Here is a 16,164-nt window from a genome sequence, read left to right as displayed (position 1 = left end):
GCAGTTACTGAGCAGCTCTTTTATGTCGTAAAGATATTATTTTTTCAGGAAAGACATCTGGTCTATGCACATACACATACACTGCAGTGACTGGATCCTCAAAAAACGGTTTTTGAAAAGAAAATTAATGAGCGGAGAAATGATCGAATAACTGTAAGAAAATTGAAAGTAAACAGGAAGAGCTATTTCTTTCGCTCGATGACGTAATTCACCATTAGAACAAGTGAATCTTTATAGGGAGAAGCGGGATATTCGTTCAGAATAGCAAGCGCTTTTTCCTGAAATTCCTTCATTTTAATAACAGCATACTCCAAACCACCTTTTTCCTTTACAAAAGAAATGACTTCCTTCACCCTCTTTTTGTTCTTGTTGTGGTTTTTTACAGAATTAATAAGCCAGGCCTTGTCTTTCGCACTAACCTGGTTCAAAACATAAATGAGCGGAAGTGTCATTTTCTGCTCCTTTATGTCAATTCCGGTAGGTTTTCCAATTTTTTCATCCCCATAATCAAAAAGGTCATCTTTAATCTGAAAGGCCATCCCGATAAGTTCCCCAAAAAGCCGCATTTTTTCGACTTCTTCAGAAGCTGGCTTGACAGAGGCCGCACCAAGGCTACAGCATGCGGCGATAAGGGTAGCCGTTTTCTGCCTGATTATTTCGTAATAAATATCTTCAGTAATGTCAAGCCTGCGGGCTTTTTCGATTTGAAGCAATTCCCCTTCGCTCATTTCCCGAACTGCCACAGAAATGATCTTCAGCAAATCAAAATCATCATGGTCAATACTAAGCAGTAATCCTTTGGAAAGTAAATAATCTCCTACCAACACCGCAATTTTGTTCTTCCACAAGGCGTTGATCGAGAAAAATCCCCTGCGCCGGTTGGAATCATCCACCACATCATCATGTACAAGCGTAGCGGTATGTATAAGTTCAATCACGGTTGCGCCACGGTAAGTCCGTTCATTTACTTTTCCTTCAGCAAACATTTTGGCTACCAGGAATACAAACATAGGTCGCATTTGCTTCCCCTTTCTGTTAACAATAAAATGGGTAATGCGATTTAGAAGAGCTACCCGCGAAGACATCGACTGAGTGAACTTTTTTTCGAAAAGTTCCATCTCTCTTTCAACGGGAAGTTTTATTTTGGAAATTACCTTCATAAAGGCAGCTAAGATAGAGAAAGATTATTTTATTAACTATTCTGCCTTTTGCATCTTTTTAGGATTTATTTGCAAGTTGCCCACAAGCTGCATCAATATCTTTCCCTCTCGAACGCCTTACTGTCACCGTAATTCCATTCTTTTCAAGGTGATGCACATACATATCTGTCGTTTCGGAAGGAGCCTGCATAAAAGTCTCGTCGCCAATATCATTATACTCGATCAAATTTACCTTGCAAGGCACATATTTACAAAATTTTACAAGGGCTTCAACATCTTTCCTCCGGTCGTTGACACCTTTCCACACTACATATTCATAAGTGATCCTGCTTTTGATTTTTGCGTACCAGTATTCCAGTGCTTCCCGAAGATCATTTAGCGGGAAAGTTGCATTAAAAGGCATGATACTCGTTCTCACCTCATCTATGGCAGAATGTAAGGAGACAGCGAGCTTAAATTTCACTTCCTCATCGGCCATCTTTTTTATCATTTTTGGCACTCCGGAAGTAGAAACCGTGATCCTTTTCGGGGACATCCCTAAACCTTCGGGTGAAGTGATCTTTTCAATGGCCTTCAAAACATTGTTATAATTCATAAGAGGTTCTCCCATTCCCATAAAAACAATGTTTGACAGCGGCTTTTCAAAATATAATCGACTTTCATTGTCAATGGCCACTACCTGATCATAAATTTCATCAGGATTTAAGTTTCGCATCCTTTTCAGCTTAGCGGTGGCGCAAAATCTGCAATCCAGGCTACATCCTACCTGTGAAGATACGCAGGCGGTCGTCCTTTTATCCGTAGGAATTAAAACAGATTCCACCGTCAAGTTATCATGCAGTTTTACGGCATTCTTGATGGTCCCGTCACTACTCCGCTGCATTTGATCTACCCGAATATGATTGATCACAAAATTCTCATCCAGCATTTGACGCGTCTCCTTAGAGAGATTTGTCATATCCTCAAAACTATGTGCCGCTTTTCCCCACAGCCACTCATAAACCTGAGTCCCACGGAAGGATTTATCCCCCTGAGCCACAAAGAATTCCTTAAGTTGCTTTTTAGTTAATGCTCTTATGTCTTTCCTGTCATTTTTCACGCTGCAAAAGTAGTAAAGTTAATCTGATTTAAATGATCTCCTAAAATGTCATTTTTGAGAATCAATAAGTTAGCCATTCTTAAAGCAAATTTTAAAATTTAAAATGAACGAATATGAGTTCTGAAACTCCGCGTATTGGCCGGTTCTTTTCATTAAAAAACAAAACCTACAAGGTCAAAATAGACCTTGCAGGTTTTTTATTTTCAATGCCCAATGCTCTCCGAGCACTGACGATCAAACTTATAGGATCAACATGGCGTCACCGTAAGTATAGAATTTATACTTTTCCTTCACGGCTTCAGCATAGGCTTTCTTCATGAAATCATGACCTGCAAAAGCAGAAACCATCATCAATAAAGTAGATTTTGGCGTATGGAAGTTGGTGATCATACAGTTCGCAATGCTAAAATCGTACGGAGGAAAGATGAACTTATTCGTCCATCCTGAAAATTCATTTAAGGTTTTGTTGGAAGAAACCGAACTTTCCAATGATCTCATCACGGTGGTTCCTACAGCACAAACTTTTCTTTTCTCAGCTATAGCTTTGTTGATCGTGTCAACCGCAGGCTTCTCAATAAAAGCTTCTTCACTATCCATTTTATGCTTGGAAAGATCTTCTACCTCCACAGGGCTAAAGGTTCCAAGCCCCACATGAAGCGTACATTCCGCAAAGTCAATTCCTTTGATCTCCAGTCTCTTCAATAGGTGTTTTGAAAAGTGTAATCCTGCAGTTGGCGCTGCAACAGCACCTTCAGATTTTGCATAGATCGTTTGATATCTCTCCTGGTCTTCCGGCTGCACCTCTCTTTTTATATACTTCGGAAGTGGAGTTTCTCCAAGTTCTGTCAGTTTATTTCTAAATTCCTCGTAAGAACCGTCGTATAAGAACCGAAGCGTTCTACCTCTGGAAGTAGTATTATCAATTACCTCGGCCACCAGACTTTCGTCTTCCCCGAAATACAATTTATTCCCAATTCTTATTTTCCTGGCAGGATCTACCAAAACATCCCAAAGACGGGTTTCAGAATTTAATTCTCGTAGCAAGAATACTTCTATACGAGCTCCGGTTTTTTCCTTATTCCCAAATAAACGAGCTGGAAAAACCTTTGTATTGTTCAACACCATCACATCATGAGGTTCAAAATAATCAATAAGATCTTTGAACTGCTTGTGCTCTATTGTTTGTTCTTTCCTGTTTAAGACCATAAGGCGCGCCTCATCTCGATTTTCCGCAGGGTATTCAGCTAACAATTCGGGCGGAAGCTCAAAATTGAAGTGCGATAATTTCATTCCCATATAATAGTTTTTAAAAGCTGCAAATATACAACCTCAAAACAGGGGTTGTCAAGTAAATGACAGATTATTTGATGAATAGCCTGTTATTCCTGACGCGAACAGGAAAAATTGAGTTTTTCAAGATCTTCCCAGAAGGTAGGATAAGATTTAGAAACTACCTCTGCATCCATGATCTTAAGCGGAACCTTCAGCACCAGCGGTGCAAAGGCCATTGCCATTCTATGGTCGTTGTACGTCGCTATGGCCACATCTTGTTTTATTTCACCTGCGGAAAATAACTTCAGGGAATCCTCTGTAATCTTCACTTTTCCACCCATTTTTCTAATTTCCGTTTTGAGGGCAAGAAGCCGGTCGGTTTCCTTAATCTTTAGAGTGTGCAATCCAGTAAGATAACATGTTATTCCCAATCCGAAGCACGTGACGGCAATGGTTTGAGCAAGATCTGGAGAATCGGAAAGATCCAGTTCAAGAAACTCTGGCAAATCTTTTCCGGTTTTGAGAAGTGTCACCCGGTCTTTTGAAAATGCCGTTAACACCCCTATTTTTTCATAGATATCTGCAACAACAGCATCGCCCTGGTGGCTGGTTTTCTTGTAACTACGCAAAACAATTTCAGCATTGTCACTTAATGCGGCAATGCTGTAGAAATAAGACGCAGAACTCCAGTCCGACTCCACAGTTAAAGTGGTTCGGGGAATTGTTCCGCAGGGATCGATCTTTATAATATTATCCTGAAAAACACCCGCAAAACCCGCATTTTTGAGTAGTGAGAGCGTCATTAAAATATAAGGAACCGAGGTCACTTTTCCTTCCAGTTCAATTTCGAGTCCGTTTGGCAAAGATGGCGCAATCAACATCAATGCAGAGATATACTGGCTACTCACATTGGCCTGCAGGGAAACTTTGCTCCCTGTCATTTCTTTTCCTTTAATTCTCAAAGGAGGAAAACCTTCTTCTTTTATATATTCAATATCGGCACCCAAAGCATGTAGCGCCTCCACCAGAATTTTTATTGGACGTTGCTGCATCCGTTCACTACCTGTGAGAATAACTTCCTTTTTCCCAGCGGCAAAATAAGCAGTCAGAAAGCGCATTGCTGTCCCGGCGTGGTGAATATCCACCGTTTTTTCCTCGGAAGAAAGCGCCTTCAAAAGTACTTTTGAATCATCACTATTGGAAAGGTTTTCAATTTCAAGGTTGGGATAAAGCGCCTGAAGGATCAAAAGCCTGTTTGATTCACTTTTTGAACCGGTAATATTTAAATTGCCCACAACAGCTTCGCGGGTGCGTGATAACTGAAGATCCATTTTTTTAAGCTTTTAATTAGCAGATTGTCTTTCTTGTGCTTTCCTCCTGCGACTGGTCATATACACCGCATACACCAGCGTGATCGCTGCTTTAATAGCAAGGTCGCGCTTCCACTTTCCATTAGACCATTCGTTTTCATAAACCGCCTGGAAATCACCGTCCATAATATTTCCAAAGTTGGAGATAAGGAGCGATAGAATAACAAAGGTTACAAAGAAAATTATTCCCAGCTTGAATACATCGATCCAAAATTCTTTGCTCTTAAAATTATCAAGATATCCCATTTACTTTAATTTCTCATTGTTATGGTGCCTGTCGTGGTCACGCTTTGTTTTTAGGTCGAGTTTCTTATCAAAGGCTTTTTGAAGGTTGACTCCGGTTTGGTTTGCCAGACAAAGCACTACAAAAACCACATCTGCCAGCTCCTCGCCCAAATCTTTGGACTTATCACTTTCCTTTTCACTTTGTTCTCCATAGCGGCGGGCAATGATTCTTGCCACTTCCCCCACTTCCTCGGTAAGCTGCGCCATATTTGTGAGTTCATCAAAATACCGCACGCCGTGCTCTTTTATCCAGTCATCAACCGCCTTTTGGGCATCTTCAATATTCATTCTTTATATTTTTGACAATACTACTGTTTCTGCTTGTTTTTCTACCATTAAAGCATAAAAATTCTTCAGGGCTTCATAATCTTTGGGAGTATAAACAATATTTTTCATTTCCACTACAGACTGTATCCTTAAAAAATTATTATTCAGATTTACGAGAAATTTATAGGAACCGGCCCCATCATTTAATTCAGAAATGACACTTTCGGGCAGGGATTCTACTGTATAGCCTTCGGGAATCATAATGTTGATCGTGCTGCTCTTTTCGTATGGATAATCAAAAAATATTGGGTAATGCCGCTCATCTGCCTTAAAAGGGTTTTCAGTCATTGCTTCAAATAATAATGGTTTTAAGTAAACTTTACCGTTGATCATTTCCAAACCATTTTGTAGCTCAAATTCATAACTTTCCTTCACCTCCATTCCCGGGAGTTGATCATTTTCCCTGGCGACATTTGAGATCGTAATATTCCCTTTGCCGCTTTCCAGCTGTTCAATTTGTTCTTCTAAAGACAAAGAGGCAAATTCATCACGGTAAGATTTGGCTTCCAGGCCTGTATAAAAACTCATTGCCTTCCCGTTTAGAACCAGGTCATCTGTCATTTTAATGTTAAAGGTAGATTGGTGACCTGACATCTTTTGGGGCATTAGGTTCACCCAGGCAGAATTTCCGTTTTCTTCTATCATTCTCCCCTGCCAGTTTCGGGCGCGTCTGGGTAATTCCCCCATTCCTGCACCGGCATCTGTAGCATCCAGTAGAATGATTCCGTTTGGCAGTTCCACGCTTGAAATAACATAATTAAAGCCATTGCGGGTTGGAAAAACCGGCACACCATTATTTTTTGTGCTTACCAGTACAGGGTTTGATTTTAAGCCAGCATATTTAAGCATACTGGTAAGCATCAGGTTAATTTCGCCCACATTTCCTTCGCCATCTTTGTAAGCAGATTTACAACTACTTTCAGGCATAAAACCAAGGTATTCATTCCATTTCACTTTCTGTTTTACAAAATCGTAGATCAAAGCTGCTTTTTCTACAGGATCTGTAACACCCGCGAGCAGCTCATCTACTTCCTTATGAAAGTAATTATCGCGGCCAAATTCCTTGCTGTACGCGCCGTTATAAATATCCTTGGCTATTCCTTCCCAGGTTTCTGAAAAGGTTTCCACGATGGCATTTGGAAATTTTGTGTACTGCAATTCCCATTTTATAAAGGCCGCATAATTCTGAAGATAATCTACGTATGCTTCATCCTTCAATGCAGGAACATCATCTGCCGTTACAGAATAGATATTCTGCATAAAATCAAGTTTTGAACCGGCTCCCGGTCGATAGGTGTCACTTTTTCGGGTTTCTTCTATGGGAAAGTATAATTCCGACTTCAGGTTCACATGCCTTTTAAATCCGAAGTACTCCGGAATGGTTACCTGGGCTTCCAGCCTGTTAATTGGAATTACGTTTTGCAACGGCACCATATCTATAGAGGTAATGAAAGGAGAACGCAGGGTATATTCGTATTCTATCACACTTCCTTCTCTTACGGCAGGCATGGTAAGAATCGTCTTCACCTGGTAATCTGAAACTTCCTCTTCAAAAATGCCATCTTTTCGCAACTTTTCCCTTTCCAGTTTATCGCCCACCAAATTGTAAGTCGCCCCTTTAATTTTTGCGACTTTTTCCCTGTCATTCCCACTCTGGTAATAGAATATTTCCTTTGTTGCCCAGTCAAGGCCGTCTTTATTATAAATTTTTACCCGCTCCCTTACATTGGTGACAAGCGTGAAACCGGAACTGGGATTGATTTCATAGTAAGTCTTGTGTTCTCTATAAAGAATGGCAGCATTGGCATCGGGATCTTTGGGATGGCTCTTTTCCAGCACTTCTTCTTCTGAAACTTTTCCATACTTGAAATTTTGAGCATGTGCATGTGCTCCCATGCAAATCAAGACAAGGACAAGGTAAAAATTACGCATAACAAATAATTATTTGGCGGCTATGATTACAGCCTTTTGGTTACACAAGGAATTAACGGAGTACATGAACTCTCTAAAATTATTGTAAGCTTCCGCAGGCCACAATCCTTCATTGATCACATAAGATCTTTTCACTTCTATAGCCTTGGCACCTTCTTTCTCAACTAATTCCACTGAAAATTCAAAACGCCCAAAATCATTCTCTAAAAAGGCATTTTCAGGGATGGATTCTACCTCATATCCCACCGGAAGAACATATTCAAACCTATCTTCAAATGACCTCCCCCTGGATATCTCCAGTGGTCTTTTTCTAGCTTCATTGCGCGGAAGGTTGTAAGTGGACGGCTCCAAAAAGTTTAAAGGAAGTAAAAGACGGCTTCCGGCTTTCGAAGTAAATCTATCGCCTGTAAAACTTAGGCTCTCCGTAAACTTCTGTTGGTCCCGGTCATTTTCAAAAACAACCTTCGTGAAATTGATGTTTTTTAAATGCCCCCAGTTCTTTTTGTAAAACAGAATCTGGTCCTTTTCAGATGCTCTTGCTATGCCGTAAATATCTCCGTACGGAATTCCACTGGAAATACGGTCTACCGTAGCTTTAAAAGATCCATCTTTAAAAAGTTCAATTCTATTATGGGTTTGTTGTTGGTTTTCTTCGGCAGAATAGGCCTTGGTACGAACAATTTCACCTCCTTCAGGTTTTATGACAAGTACGTCACGGTTATCTGTAAAATCTCCCAGATAATTAAAAGGAACAGTTTGACTTGTACATTCCAGCCACACATCCTCCTTTTCTGAAGGAACATTTAGAATGACATGGTTCCCCTGCATTGAAGGAAAATCCTTATCGATATCTTCTCTGTTCGTATTGCCATAAACGACGGTATAATAAGCTTCAATATTCTGGCTTTCCAGGAGTGCTTTAGTGTAATTCGTAAGAGCCTTACAGTCGCCATATCTTACCTGGTCCACTTCCTGAGCCGTCATAGGTTGCCAGCCGCCAATTCCCAACTGTACGCTTATGTACCTGGTGTTATCCTGTACATATTGATAAATTCTCTTTGCCTTTTCAATATCTGTTTCTGCATCTGCAGTGAGATCTTTTACTTTAGAAATGGTCTCGGTAGACAAATTCGTTCTTCCCTTTAAAAGGTGATCATACTGCCATTTTCCAAATTCTTTCCAATCTGCTGCAGTTCCTTCTACTCCTACCAGGGAAAATGAATTAAGGGCTACCAGTACTTTTGGAGAAAATTCATCGAGCCCAGGGCTTAGTCGCTCATAAGAAAATGCCGGCAAATTTGTAAGACTGTAACTTATCTCATACCTTGAGGTGTTTTTTTCTACTGGCAGGCTGTCAAGGTTCTTTTCCGCAAACCTCAATGGGATCTTTGCCGGGTTTATTATCCTATAAGAAGAATTTTCCACACTCAAATTGTACGCATTTACCGGCCTCCATGCCGGAACAAAAATTGTGGAAGTCTTTTCCACCTCACTCTCGTATACCATCGTATATGGATATTCCTGCGGAGTGTAATCTATGTACTTTACCCGATCATCAGAAATTAGAGTACCTGACCCCACAGCACTTCGCTCTTCGAAATCGCGTCTCTTGTATTTTTTTATTTCGTTCCCAAGTTTATCATAGATCAAAACTTTTTGTTCTTTTATTTTACTATGATCATCAAAAAAATCATAGGCATCTACGTGCGCATTGCCATTTTCATTAAAAACAGTCACAGCTCTTTTTGTACGAATTACGAGTTCATCAACATCTTTGATCTCGATTTCCACGATTTCATCCCGCACGACTGCATTGGCATCATTTACCAGGTGGGCATTTACAAGAAGGCTTTGATATTGACCTGATTGTGCAGAAATTGTGGTTGTAATAAACAGGCAGGCAAAAACTAAAAATTTGTACATGAGTAAGAGGCAAAAATTCTATTTGCTCACAATATAGAAAAAATTTAACAGCACCTTAACTTTTATTTTTTGAATCTATAATGATTGTTACCGGCCCGTCATTTAATAGTTCTACCTTCATATCAGCGCCAAATTCTCCTGTGCCTACAGATTTTCCCAACGCTTTTTCCAGAACCTGGATAAACTTTTCATATAACGGAATGGCAACATCGGGTTTTGCAGCCTTGATATAGCTGGGCCTGTTTCCCTTTTTTGTACTGGCATGTAAGGTGAACTGGCTTACCACAATAGCATTTCCATTGATGTCCTGCAGTGAATCATTCATCACGCCGTTTTCATCATTGAAAATCCTCATTTTAATAATTTTGGAACTCAGCCATTGAATATCCTCATCAGAATCTTCATCTTCAATTCCCAGAAGAATTAATAAACCCTGCTGAATTTCAGATTTTATTTTACCTTCAATAGTTACCGATGCATGTGAAACCCGTTGTAATACTGCTCTCATTCTTCTGAATAATTATCGATTCTGTAATGCTGCTCGTCATCTCCTTCCAGGATCTGCAGGTAACTTTTATAACGGGACCAGGCGATTTCCTCGTCTTCCAAAGCGTCTTTTACCGCGCATTTTGGCTCATCAAGATGCAGGCAATTATGAAATTTGCAATCCTGTTTCCGCTCGAAGAACTCAGGAAAATAATCTCCTATTTCCTCTTTTTCCATATCTACAACACCAAAACCTTTTATGCCAGGCGTGTCGATAATGCGAGCGTCAAAGCTTAGATCATACATTTCAGCAAACGTCGTGGTATGCTGACCTTGTTTGTGTTGTTCCGAAATTTCAGACGTCTTGAGGTTCAGCGAAGGTTCAATAGCATTTACGAGGGTAGATTTTCCCGTACCGCTATGGCCAGAAATCATACTGGTTTTACCTTTCATAAGTTCTTTCACCTGGTCCACGTTCTTTTGTGTTTTGGCCGAAATTCCTATGCATTGGTAACCAATTTCGCGGTACAATGCTGCCAAATACTTCACTTCTGTCAGCTCATCTTCATTATAGGTATCAATCTTGTTAAAAAGTAAAATAGCTTCTATCCCGTAAGCTTCAGCAGTCACGAGAAAACGATCTATAAAAGTGGTAAAAGTGGGTGGATTGTTGAGCGTAATAAGCAAAAAAGCCTGATCAATGTTGGAAGCAATGATATGCGTTTGCTTCGAAAGATTAACAGATTTCCGGATGATGTAATTCTCCCGGTCGCCAATTTTTGTGATCACCCCGTTCTCCTCTTCAGATTTTTCTTCTATTTTGAATTCCACCCGGTCGCCAACAGCAACAGGATTGGTGCTTTTAATCCCCTTTATCCTGAACTTCCCTTTGATACGGCAGTTAAAAAACCGGCCGTCATCAGCTTTTACCTGGTACCAGCTTCCGGTAGATTTGTAAACAGTTCCTTTCATTTATCATGTTTCGATCTTAGCTCCGGCGAATTTCTGCTTCTATAAAAGCATCCAAAAATGCCATTTTTGGAACCCTTGTTATTCCTGCAACAAATTAACAAGAAAAATTTAGATTAAAATTTTGAACCGGAAACTAAGTACTGATTTTTAAGAATGGAGTTTACTGTTTCATGATCTTTTCCTGGTGATTGATAGATTCCTGGTGCACAGCCTTGAATAACCGAAGCACAAATTCTTCGCTCAACCCATGCTGTTCTCCTTCCAGCACCATTTTACCAAGAATTTCATTCCATCTTTTAGTCTGCAGCACAGAAACGTTCTGAGATTTCTTCACTTTTCCTATTTCGTCGGAAATTTTCATTCTTTTGGAAAGCAGTTCGATCAACTGGTTATCTGCAACATCTATTTGCGCTCTAAGGTTGCTGAGTTTATTTTTAAACTCCTCACTTTCTGAAACTTCTTTCCTTATTTTAAGATCTTTCATGATTTGAACAAGGGTTGCAGGAGTGATTTGCTGTTTTGCATCGCTCCAGGCATTATCTGGATCAAAATGCGTTTCCACCATCAATCCGTCATAATTAAGATCGAGTGCTGTTTGACAAAGGTCAAAAATGATGTCTCTTCTACCGGCAATGTGTGACGGATCCAGGATTAGCGGTAAATCTGGAAATTTATTCTGAAGTTCAATAGCGATCTGCCACTCGGGATTATTTCGGTATTTGGTTTTTTCGTAAGCCGAGAATCCACGGTGAATAACTCCCAGGTTTTTGATGTCACAGGAGTAGAATCGTTCTACAGCTCCCAGCCAGAGTGATAGATCGGGATTTACCGGGTTTTTCACCAGCACGATCTTATCTGTTCCTTTTAAAGCATCTGCAATATCCTGAACGATGAAAGGCGAAACCGTAGTCCTGGCGCCAATCCAGAGAATGTCAATATCATGTTCCAGCGCAAGATCAACGTGATGCGGACTCGCAACCTCGGTGGTGGTAAGCATTCCCGTTTCCTGCTTTGCCTTTTGCAGCCACTTAAGCCCCAAAGCTCCCACACCTTCAAAATTTCCCGGGCGGGTTCGTGGCTTCCATATGCCGGCACGAAGCACGTTAGCATCGGTATCTTTTAACTGATGTGCTATTTTTAAAAGTTGCTCTTCGGTTTCGGCGCTGCAGGGGCCGGCGATAACTAAAGGATGGTCCAATCCAAAAGCATCCAGCCAGTTTCTAAGTTCTTTTTTATTTTCCATTTTAAAATAGTTTTTCTGTTGGTTTAATTAATTCCGTTTAAAATTGATTTGATATGATTCGTTCTTTCCATCTCCCTAAAAACCTCCTGAAAATCATCATTTTCAAGTAGTTTTTTGAAGTCGGTTAGATTGCTTATATATTCGTTGAGCGTTTCCAGCACATTTTCCTTGTTCTGCTGAAAAATGGGCGACCACATGGCCGGTGAACTTTTTGCCAGTCGAACCGTAGAGGCAAATCCGCTGCCGGCAAGGTCAAAAATATCCCGTTCATTTTTCTCTTTTTCAAGAACCGTTTTCCCAAGCATAAAGGAGCTTATGTGCGATAGGTGCGAAACATAAGCAATGTGTCTATCATGAGATTCAGGATCCATATACCTGATGCGCATGCCCAGCTTCTGAAAAATTTCCATGGCCCGTTCCTGAAGTTTAAAGGCTGTTTTTTCCACTTCACAGATAATGTTGGTCTTATTTCTGAAAAGATCGGGAAACGCAGCCCCGGGACCGGAAAATTCGGTTCCTGCGATGGGATGTGCTGCCAGAAAATTTCTTCGGTTTGGGTGGCAGGAGATTTCCTTGCAAAGCTTTGCTTTTGTTGAACCGGCATCGAAAACCAGGGTATCCTCTCCCACCATATCCAGCACCTGTGTAATCACTGTCGTCGCCGCATTTACGGGTACCGCCACAATAACCACATCTGTACTCCCAACTTCTTCCGGGGTTCCAGAAATGTCAATTAAGCCAAGCTTTTTTGCCTCTTCGAGGTTTGATTCACTGGCGTCTATTCCCGCAATTTGCACCTCAGGAAAAGCCGATTTTATTCCCAGCGCGAAGGAACCGCCAATTAATCCTATTCCAATGACCTGTACTTTCATTGCTTGATCCTGTTTAAGGCAGTTGTAATTTTTTCTTCGGTGGCGCAAAGCGAAAACCGCACGTATCCTTCTCCCCTGCTTCCAAAAATGAATCCCGGCGCGATGAATATACTGTGCTCGTGCAGCAAATGATCTACAAAACTTTCTGAAGTAAATCCCTCCGGAACTTTCGCCCAGATGAACATGCCGGTTTGCTCTTTTGAAGGCTCACAGTTTAGAGCATTAATGAACTGCAACATTATTTCCTTCCGGGCTTTGTAAATTTCATTCTGCTCACTGAACCAGCTTACCGGTAACCTCAGAGCAGTGGCCGCCCCGGCCTGCAGCGGAAAAAACATTCCGCTGTCCATATTCGTCTTTACCTTGAGAACCGAGTTTATATTTTTTTCACTTCCGCAGAGCATTCCTATTCGCCAGCCCGCCATATTGAAACTTTTACTAAGAGAGTTAAGCTCCAGAACAACGTCTTTCGCGCCTTTTTTCTTCAGAATACTTTTCGGATGCTCATTAAGGATAAAACTGTACGGATTGTCATTTACAATTAGAATTTTATGCTTCCTGGCAAAACTGATGAGATCTTCAAATAATTTCTCACTACCCGAAGCTCCCGTTGGCATGTGAGGGTAATTGACCCACATTAATTTTACACCACTAAGATCCTTTTTCTCTAATTCTTCAAAATCTGGTTGCCAGTTCTTTTCTTCCTGAAGGTCATAATACACCGGACTCGCTCCAAAAAGTTTCGTTACCGAAGTATAAGTGGGATAACCCGGATTAGGGATCAACACCTCATCACCTTCATTAAGAAATGCCATAGAAATATGTGCAATTCCTTCTTTGCTGCCCATTAAGGGAAGAATTTCAGTATTGGTATTAAGGGTTACACCATAGAACTTCTGGTAGAATTCCCCAATCGCTTTCCTGAAATCACCAGTTCCGCGGTATGGCTGATACTGGTGAGCGCCGGGGTTTATCATGGCGTCGTTCAATCCTGCCACCACCTGTGGCGGCGGCGGTAGATCTGGGCTGCCAATTCCCAGGTTCACAATGGATTTTCCCGCTGCCTCTAAAGCACGTACCTCCTGTAATTTCGTGGAGAAATAGTATTCTTCTACATGGTCCAATCTATTTGCCTGGGCTATCATATTAAACTGTTTTTATAAGTTCCTAATACCTTTAACTGCTCGGTCATTACCTCAAGAATTTCCATAGCTTTTGTAAATTTTTCAAGATCTTCAAAGATTACATCTATGAAAAATGCGTATTTCCAGGGTGTTTCTATCACCGGCACACTCTGGATCTTGGTCATGTCGAGATCATAATCACGAATGATATTGAGTACGCTCACAAGGCTTCCCTGCTTGCTTTCCATCACGAATTTGAGCGAAGCCTTATCAATTTTATATCCGTTAGGGCAATTCTTCTGAGTGCTCAAAATTAAAAATCGGGTGGCGTTACTTTTTATGGTGTGAATTCCTTCGGATAGAATTTCCAACCCAAAAATTTGAGAAGCGGCTTTGCTCGCCACGGCGGCAGATCCATGTGATCCTTTTTTAGCGATTCGTCTCGCAGCCCCGGCAGTATCTGTATCCTCAATAAGTTTGATCTTCGGAAAATTTTTAAAAAATTCCTTGCACTGCAACAAAGCCATGGGATGGGAATACACTTTCTTGATCTCTTCTACACGCTGGCCGGGCAAGGCCATTAGATTCATGTACACGGGAATGTAATGTTCACCAATAATTCTCAACCCGTTCTCGTCGATGAGTGCGTAATTGGGCAGGATCGAACCTGCAATGGAATTTTCAATCGCCATAACCGCCCGTTCGGCAGTTTCTGAAAGCAGACTGTCTACCACAGCCTGGAATGATGAACATTCGTCTACCTCTACTTCATTCCCATAGTATTCCTGCGCTACCTGGTGGTGAAAAGATCCTTTTATTCCCTGAATTGCTACTTTTTCTGTCATCGCTAAAAACAAAAAATCCCGATGAGAACATCGGGATTTGAGATATAATTTATTTAAGTAATTACATGGCGCTCCCGATTCTATCTCTGGTATAGAAATAAAAATAATAAAAAGCGTTCCAGGTAATTAAATTTTTCATTCTGCTGTTTCTGAATAGCTAATGTAGTATTTAATTTGAAAAACTAATAAATTTTTTGAACTATTTTCACTAAAACGATTTCGGAAAAACAAATCCTGGAGCCTCTTTCAAAAGCTTGAAACGTTGAAAACGTTATGAATCCTGAAGAAATTCAGGAAGTCGGGCAGAATTCTTATTTTTGAAAAAAAGCAGGTATGTCCATTTCGGTTTCAGAAATTACAAAATATTACGGGGAGCAAAAGGCGCTTGACGAGGTAAGTTTCTCTATAGAAAAAGGAGAAATTGTCGGCTTTTTGGGACCTAATGGTGCGGGGAAATCTACCTTAATGAAGATCCTTACCGGATATTTGCAACCTTCGGAAGGGGAAGCCAGCGTAAACAATTTTTCCGTCAGCAATGAAACTTTAAAGGCACAGCGCAGTACCGGTTACCTGCCCGAGCATAATTCGCTGTACACCGAAATGTACGTAAGAGAATACCTGGAGTTCAATGCCTCTCTCTACAAAGTACCTAAAAGCGAAATTGAAAAGGTGATCGCAATCACGGGGCTTACTCCCGAAGCTAACAAAAAAATTGGCCAGCTTTCCAAAGGATACCGCCAGCGTGTAGGCCTCGCAAATGCCCTTTTGCACGATCCTGAGGTGCTTATTCTCGACGAGCCAACCACCGGACTTGATCCAAATCAGCTGGTGGAAATTCGGGAATTGATCAGAAAAACGGGGAAAGAAAAGACCATTTTTCTCTCCACACACATTATGCGTGAAGTCGAAGCCCTTTGTGAGCGCGTGATCATCATTAATAAAGGTAAAGTTGTGGCCGATAAGAAAATGGACGAGCTGCGGAAAGAAAGTCATCAAATAATTGAGGTGGAATTTGACTACAGAATTGAAATTGTTGCGCTGGAACGGCTGCCTCACGTAACTTCTGTAAGAAATACCGGCGGATTCGTTTATGAGATTACTTTTGAAAATCAAAAAGACATGCGTCCTGCTGTGTTTGATTTCGCCCACGATAACGGACTTAAAACTTTGCAACTAAACCGAAAAACTAAAAACCTGGAGCACCTTTTCGCCGAACTGACTACTCAAAAAGGGCAAATTTAATAGGTTTTCTAA

15 protein-coding genes are annotated in these 16,164 nt (G+C 40.9%); 1 reads left to right on the top strand and 14 read right to left on the bottom strand.

Annotated features, from left to right (window positions below; genetic code table 11):
• Nucleotides 1-182: 182 nt before the first annotated feature.
• The 14 genes from ACOV1Q_RS05340 to ACOV1Q_RS05275 form a co-directional block, all read right to left on the bottom strand.
• The gene (locus ACOV1Q_RS05340; protein ID WP_424493328.1) at nucleotides 183-1,160 is read right to left on the bottom strand and encodes a polyprenyl synthetase family protein; all 978 of its coding nucleotides are present in this window, start codon (nucleotides 1,158-1,160) and stop codon (nucleotides 183-185) included.
• 58 nt (nucleotides 1,161-1,218) lie between these two features.
• On the bottom strand, nucleotides 1,219-2,259 hold the full coding sequence (gene rlmN, locus ACOV1Q_RS05335; protein WP_424493327.1) for a dual-specificity RNA methyltransferase RlmN: 1,041 nt from the start codon (nucleotides 2,257-2,259) through the stop codon (nucleotides 1,219-1,221).
• A 240-nt stretch (nucleotides 2,260-2,499) separates the two neighbouring features.
• Nucleotides 2,500-3,549, bottom strand: coding sequence for a tRNA preQ1(34) S-adenosylmethionine ribosyltransferase-isomerase QueA (queA, locus tag ACOV1Q_RS05330; RefSeq protein WP_424493400.1), 1,050 nt, complete (start codon nucleotides 3,547-3,549; stop codon nucleotides 2,500-2,502).
• An 89-nt stretch (nucleotides 3,550-3,638) separates the two neighbouring features.
• Nucleotides 3,639-4,862, bottom strand: coding sequence for a 3-phosphoshikimate 1-carboxyvinyltransferase (locus ACOV1Q_RS05325; RefSeq protein ID WP_424493326.1), 1,224 nt, complete (start codon nucleotides 4,860-4,862; stop codon nucleotides 3,639-3,641).
• 12 nt (nucleotides 4,863-4,874) lie between these two features.
• Nucleotides 4,875-5,147 carry a hypothetical protein gene (locus ACOV1Q_RS05320; RefSeq protein WP_424493325.1) on the bottom strand — a complete coding sequence of 91 codons (273 nt, stop codon included), beginning with the start codon at nucleotides 5,145-5,147 and terminating at the stop codon, nucleotides 4,875-4,877.
• Nucleotides 5,148-5,474 carry a nucleotide pyrophosphohydrolase gene (locus ACOV1Q_RS05315; RefSeq protein ID WP_424493324.1) on the bottom strand — a complete coding sequence of 109 codons (327 nt, stop codon included), beginning with the start codon at nucleotides 5,472-5,474 and terminating at the stop codon, nucleotides 5,148-5,150.
• A gap of 3 nt (nucleotides 5,475-5,477) precedes the next feature.
• Nucleotides 5,478-7,445 (bottom strand): DUF3858 domain-containing protein, encoded by a 1,968-nt coding sequence (locus ACOV1Q_RS05310; RefSeq protein ID WP_424493323.1) that lies wholly within the window; start codon nucleotides 7,443-7,445, stop codon nucleotides 5,478-5,480.
• Between the two features lie 9 nt (nucleotides 7,446-7,454).
• Nucleotides 7,455-9,368, bottom strand: coding sequence for a DUF3858 domain-containing protein (locus ACOV1Q_RS05305; RefSeq protein WP_424493322.1), 1,914 nt, complete (start codon nucleotides 9,366-9,368; stop codon nucleotides 7,455-7,457).
• A 55-nt stretch (nucleotides 9,369-9,423) separates the two neighbouring features.
• Nucleotides 9,424-9,876, bottom strand: a complete 453-nt coding sequence (gene dtd / locus ACOV1Q_RS05300; protein WP_424493321.1) for a D-aminoacyl-tRNA deacylase — start codon at nucleotides 9,874-9,876, stop codon at nucleotides 9,424-9,426.
• The gene (gene rsgA, locus ACOV1Q_RS05295) at nucleotides 9,873-10,826 is read right to left on the bottom strand and encodes a ribosome small subunit-dependent GTPase A (RefSeq protein ID WP_424493320.1); all 954 of its coding nucleotides are present in this window, start codon (nucleotides 10,824-10,826) and stop codon (nucleotides 9,873-9,875) included. Before rsgA ends, dtd begins: the two co-directional genes overlap by 4 nt.
• A gap of 160 nt (nucleotides 10,827-10,986) precedes the next feature.
• Entirely contained in the window at nucleotides 10,987-12,069 is a 1,083-nt protein-coding gene (locus ACOV1Q_RS05290) for a chorismate mutase (protein WP_424493319.1), read from the bottom strand.
• A gap of 23 nt (nucleotides 12,070-12,092) precedes the next feature.
• A complete protein-coding gene (locus tag ACOV1Q_RS05285; protein ID WP_424493318.1) occupies nucleotides 12,093-12,941 on the bottom strand; it encodes a prephenate dehydrogenase in 849 nt (282 codons plus the stop codon).
• On the bottom strand, nucleotides 12,938-14,086 hold the full coding sequence (locus ACOV1Q_RS05280; protein ID WP_424493317.1) for a pyridoxal phosphate-dependent aminotransferase: 1,149 nt from the start codon (nucleotides 14,084-14,086) through the stop codon (nucleotides 12,938-12,940). The genes ACOV1Q_RS05285 and ACOV1Q_RS05280 overlap by 4 nt, the downstream gene beginning before the upstream one ends.
• Nucleotides 14,083-14,910, bottom strand: coding sequence for a prephenate dehydratase (locus tag ACOV1Q_RS05275; RefSeq protein WP_424493316.1), 828 nt, complete (start codon nucleotides 14,908-14,910; stop codon nucleotides 14,083-14,085). The genes ACOV1Q_RS05280 and ACOV1Q_RS05275 overlap by 4 nt, the downstream gene beginning before the upstream one ends.
• A gap of 333 nt (nucleotides 14,911-15,243) precedes the next feature.
• Here ACOV1Q_RS05275 and gldA point away from each other — a divergent pair, with 333 nt between their 5' ends.
• Nucleotides 15,244-16,152: a gliding motility-associated ABC transporter ATP-binding subunit GldA gene (gene gldA / locus ACOV1Q_RS05270; RefSeq protein WP_424493315.1), complete on the top strand. Its 909-nt coding sequence runs from the start codon at nucleotides 15,244-15,246 to the stop codon at nucleotides 16,150-16,152.
• Nucleotides 16,153-16,164 lie beyond the last annotated feature (12 nt).

The organism is Salinimicrobium maris (genome assembly GCF_049680855.1).
Classification (GTDB): domain Bacteria; phylum Bacteroidota; class Bacteroidia; order Flavobacteriales; family Flavobacteriaceae; genus Salinimicrobium.
Note: the sequence above shows the minus strand (reverse complement) of the source record. Positions and strands in the feature narration are given on the sequence as shown.

Bases quoted from the DNA above. Each gene is read 5' to 3' on its own strand.
- ACOV1Q_RS05340 (WP_424493328.1), bottom strand. From the start codon at position 1,160: ATGAAGGTAATTTCCAAAATAAAACTTCCCGTTGAAAGAGAGATGGAA.
- queA (WP_424493400.1), bottom strand. From the start codon at position 3,549: ATGAAATTATCGCACTTCAATTTTGAGCTTCCGCCCGAATTGTTAGCT.
- ACOV1Q_RS05325 (WP_424493326.1), bottom strand. From the start codon at position 4,862: ATGGATCTTCAGTTATCACGCACCCGCGAAGCTGTTGTGGGCAATTTA.
- ACOV1Q_RS05320 (WP_424493325.1), bottom strand. From the start codon at position 5,147: ATGGGATATCTTGATAATTTTAAGAGCAAAGAATTTTGGATCGATGTA.
- ACOV1Q_RS05315 (WP_424493324.1), bottom strand. From the start codon at position 5,474: ATGAATATTGAAGATGCCCAAAAGGCGGTTGATGACTGGATAAAAGAG.
- ACOV1Q_RS05310 (WP_424493323.1), bottom strand. From the start codon at position 7,445: ATGCGTAATTTTTACCTTGTCCTTGTCTTGATTTGCATGGGAGCACAT.
- ACOV1Q_RS05305 (WP_424493322.1), bottom strand. From the start codon at position 9,368: ATGTACAAATTTTTAGTTTTTGCCTGCCTGTTTATTACAACCACAATT.
- dtd (WP_424493321.1), bottom strand. From the start codon at position 9,876: ATGAGAGCAGTATTACAACGGGTTTCACATGCATCGGTAACTATTGAA.
- rsgA (WP_424493320.1), bottom strand. From the start codon at position 10,826: ATGAAAGGAACTGTTTACAAATCTACCGGAAGCTGGTACCAGGTAAAA.
- ACOV1Q_RS05290 (WP_424493319.1), bottom strand. From the start codon at position 12,069: ATGGAAAATAAAAAAGAACTTAGAAACTGGCTGGATGCTTTTGGATTG.
- ACOV1Q_RS05285 (WP_424493318.1), bottom strand. From the start codon at position 12,941: ATGAAAGTACAGGTCATTGGAATAGGATTAATTGGCGGTTCCTTCGCG.
- ACOV1Q_RS05280 (WP_424493317.1), bottom strand. From the start codon at position 14,086: ATGATAGCCCAGGCAAATAGATTGGACCATGTAGAAGAATACTATTTC.
- ACOV1Q_RS05275 (WP_424493316.1), bottom strand. From the start codon at position 14,910: ATGACAGAAAAAGTAGCAATTCAGGGAATAAAAGGATCTTTTCACCAC.
- gldA (WP_424493315.1), top strand. From the start codon at position 15,244: ATGTCCATTTCGGTTTCAGAAATTACAAAATATTACGGGGAGCAAAAG.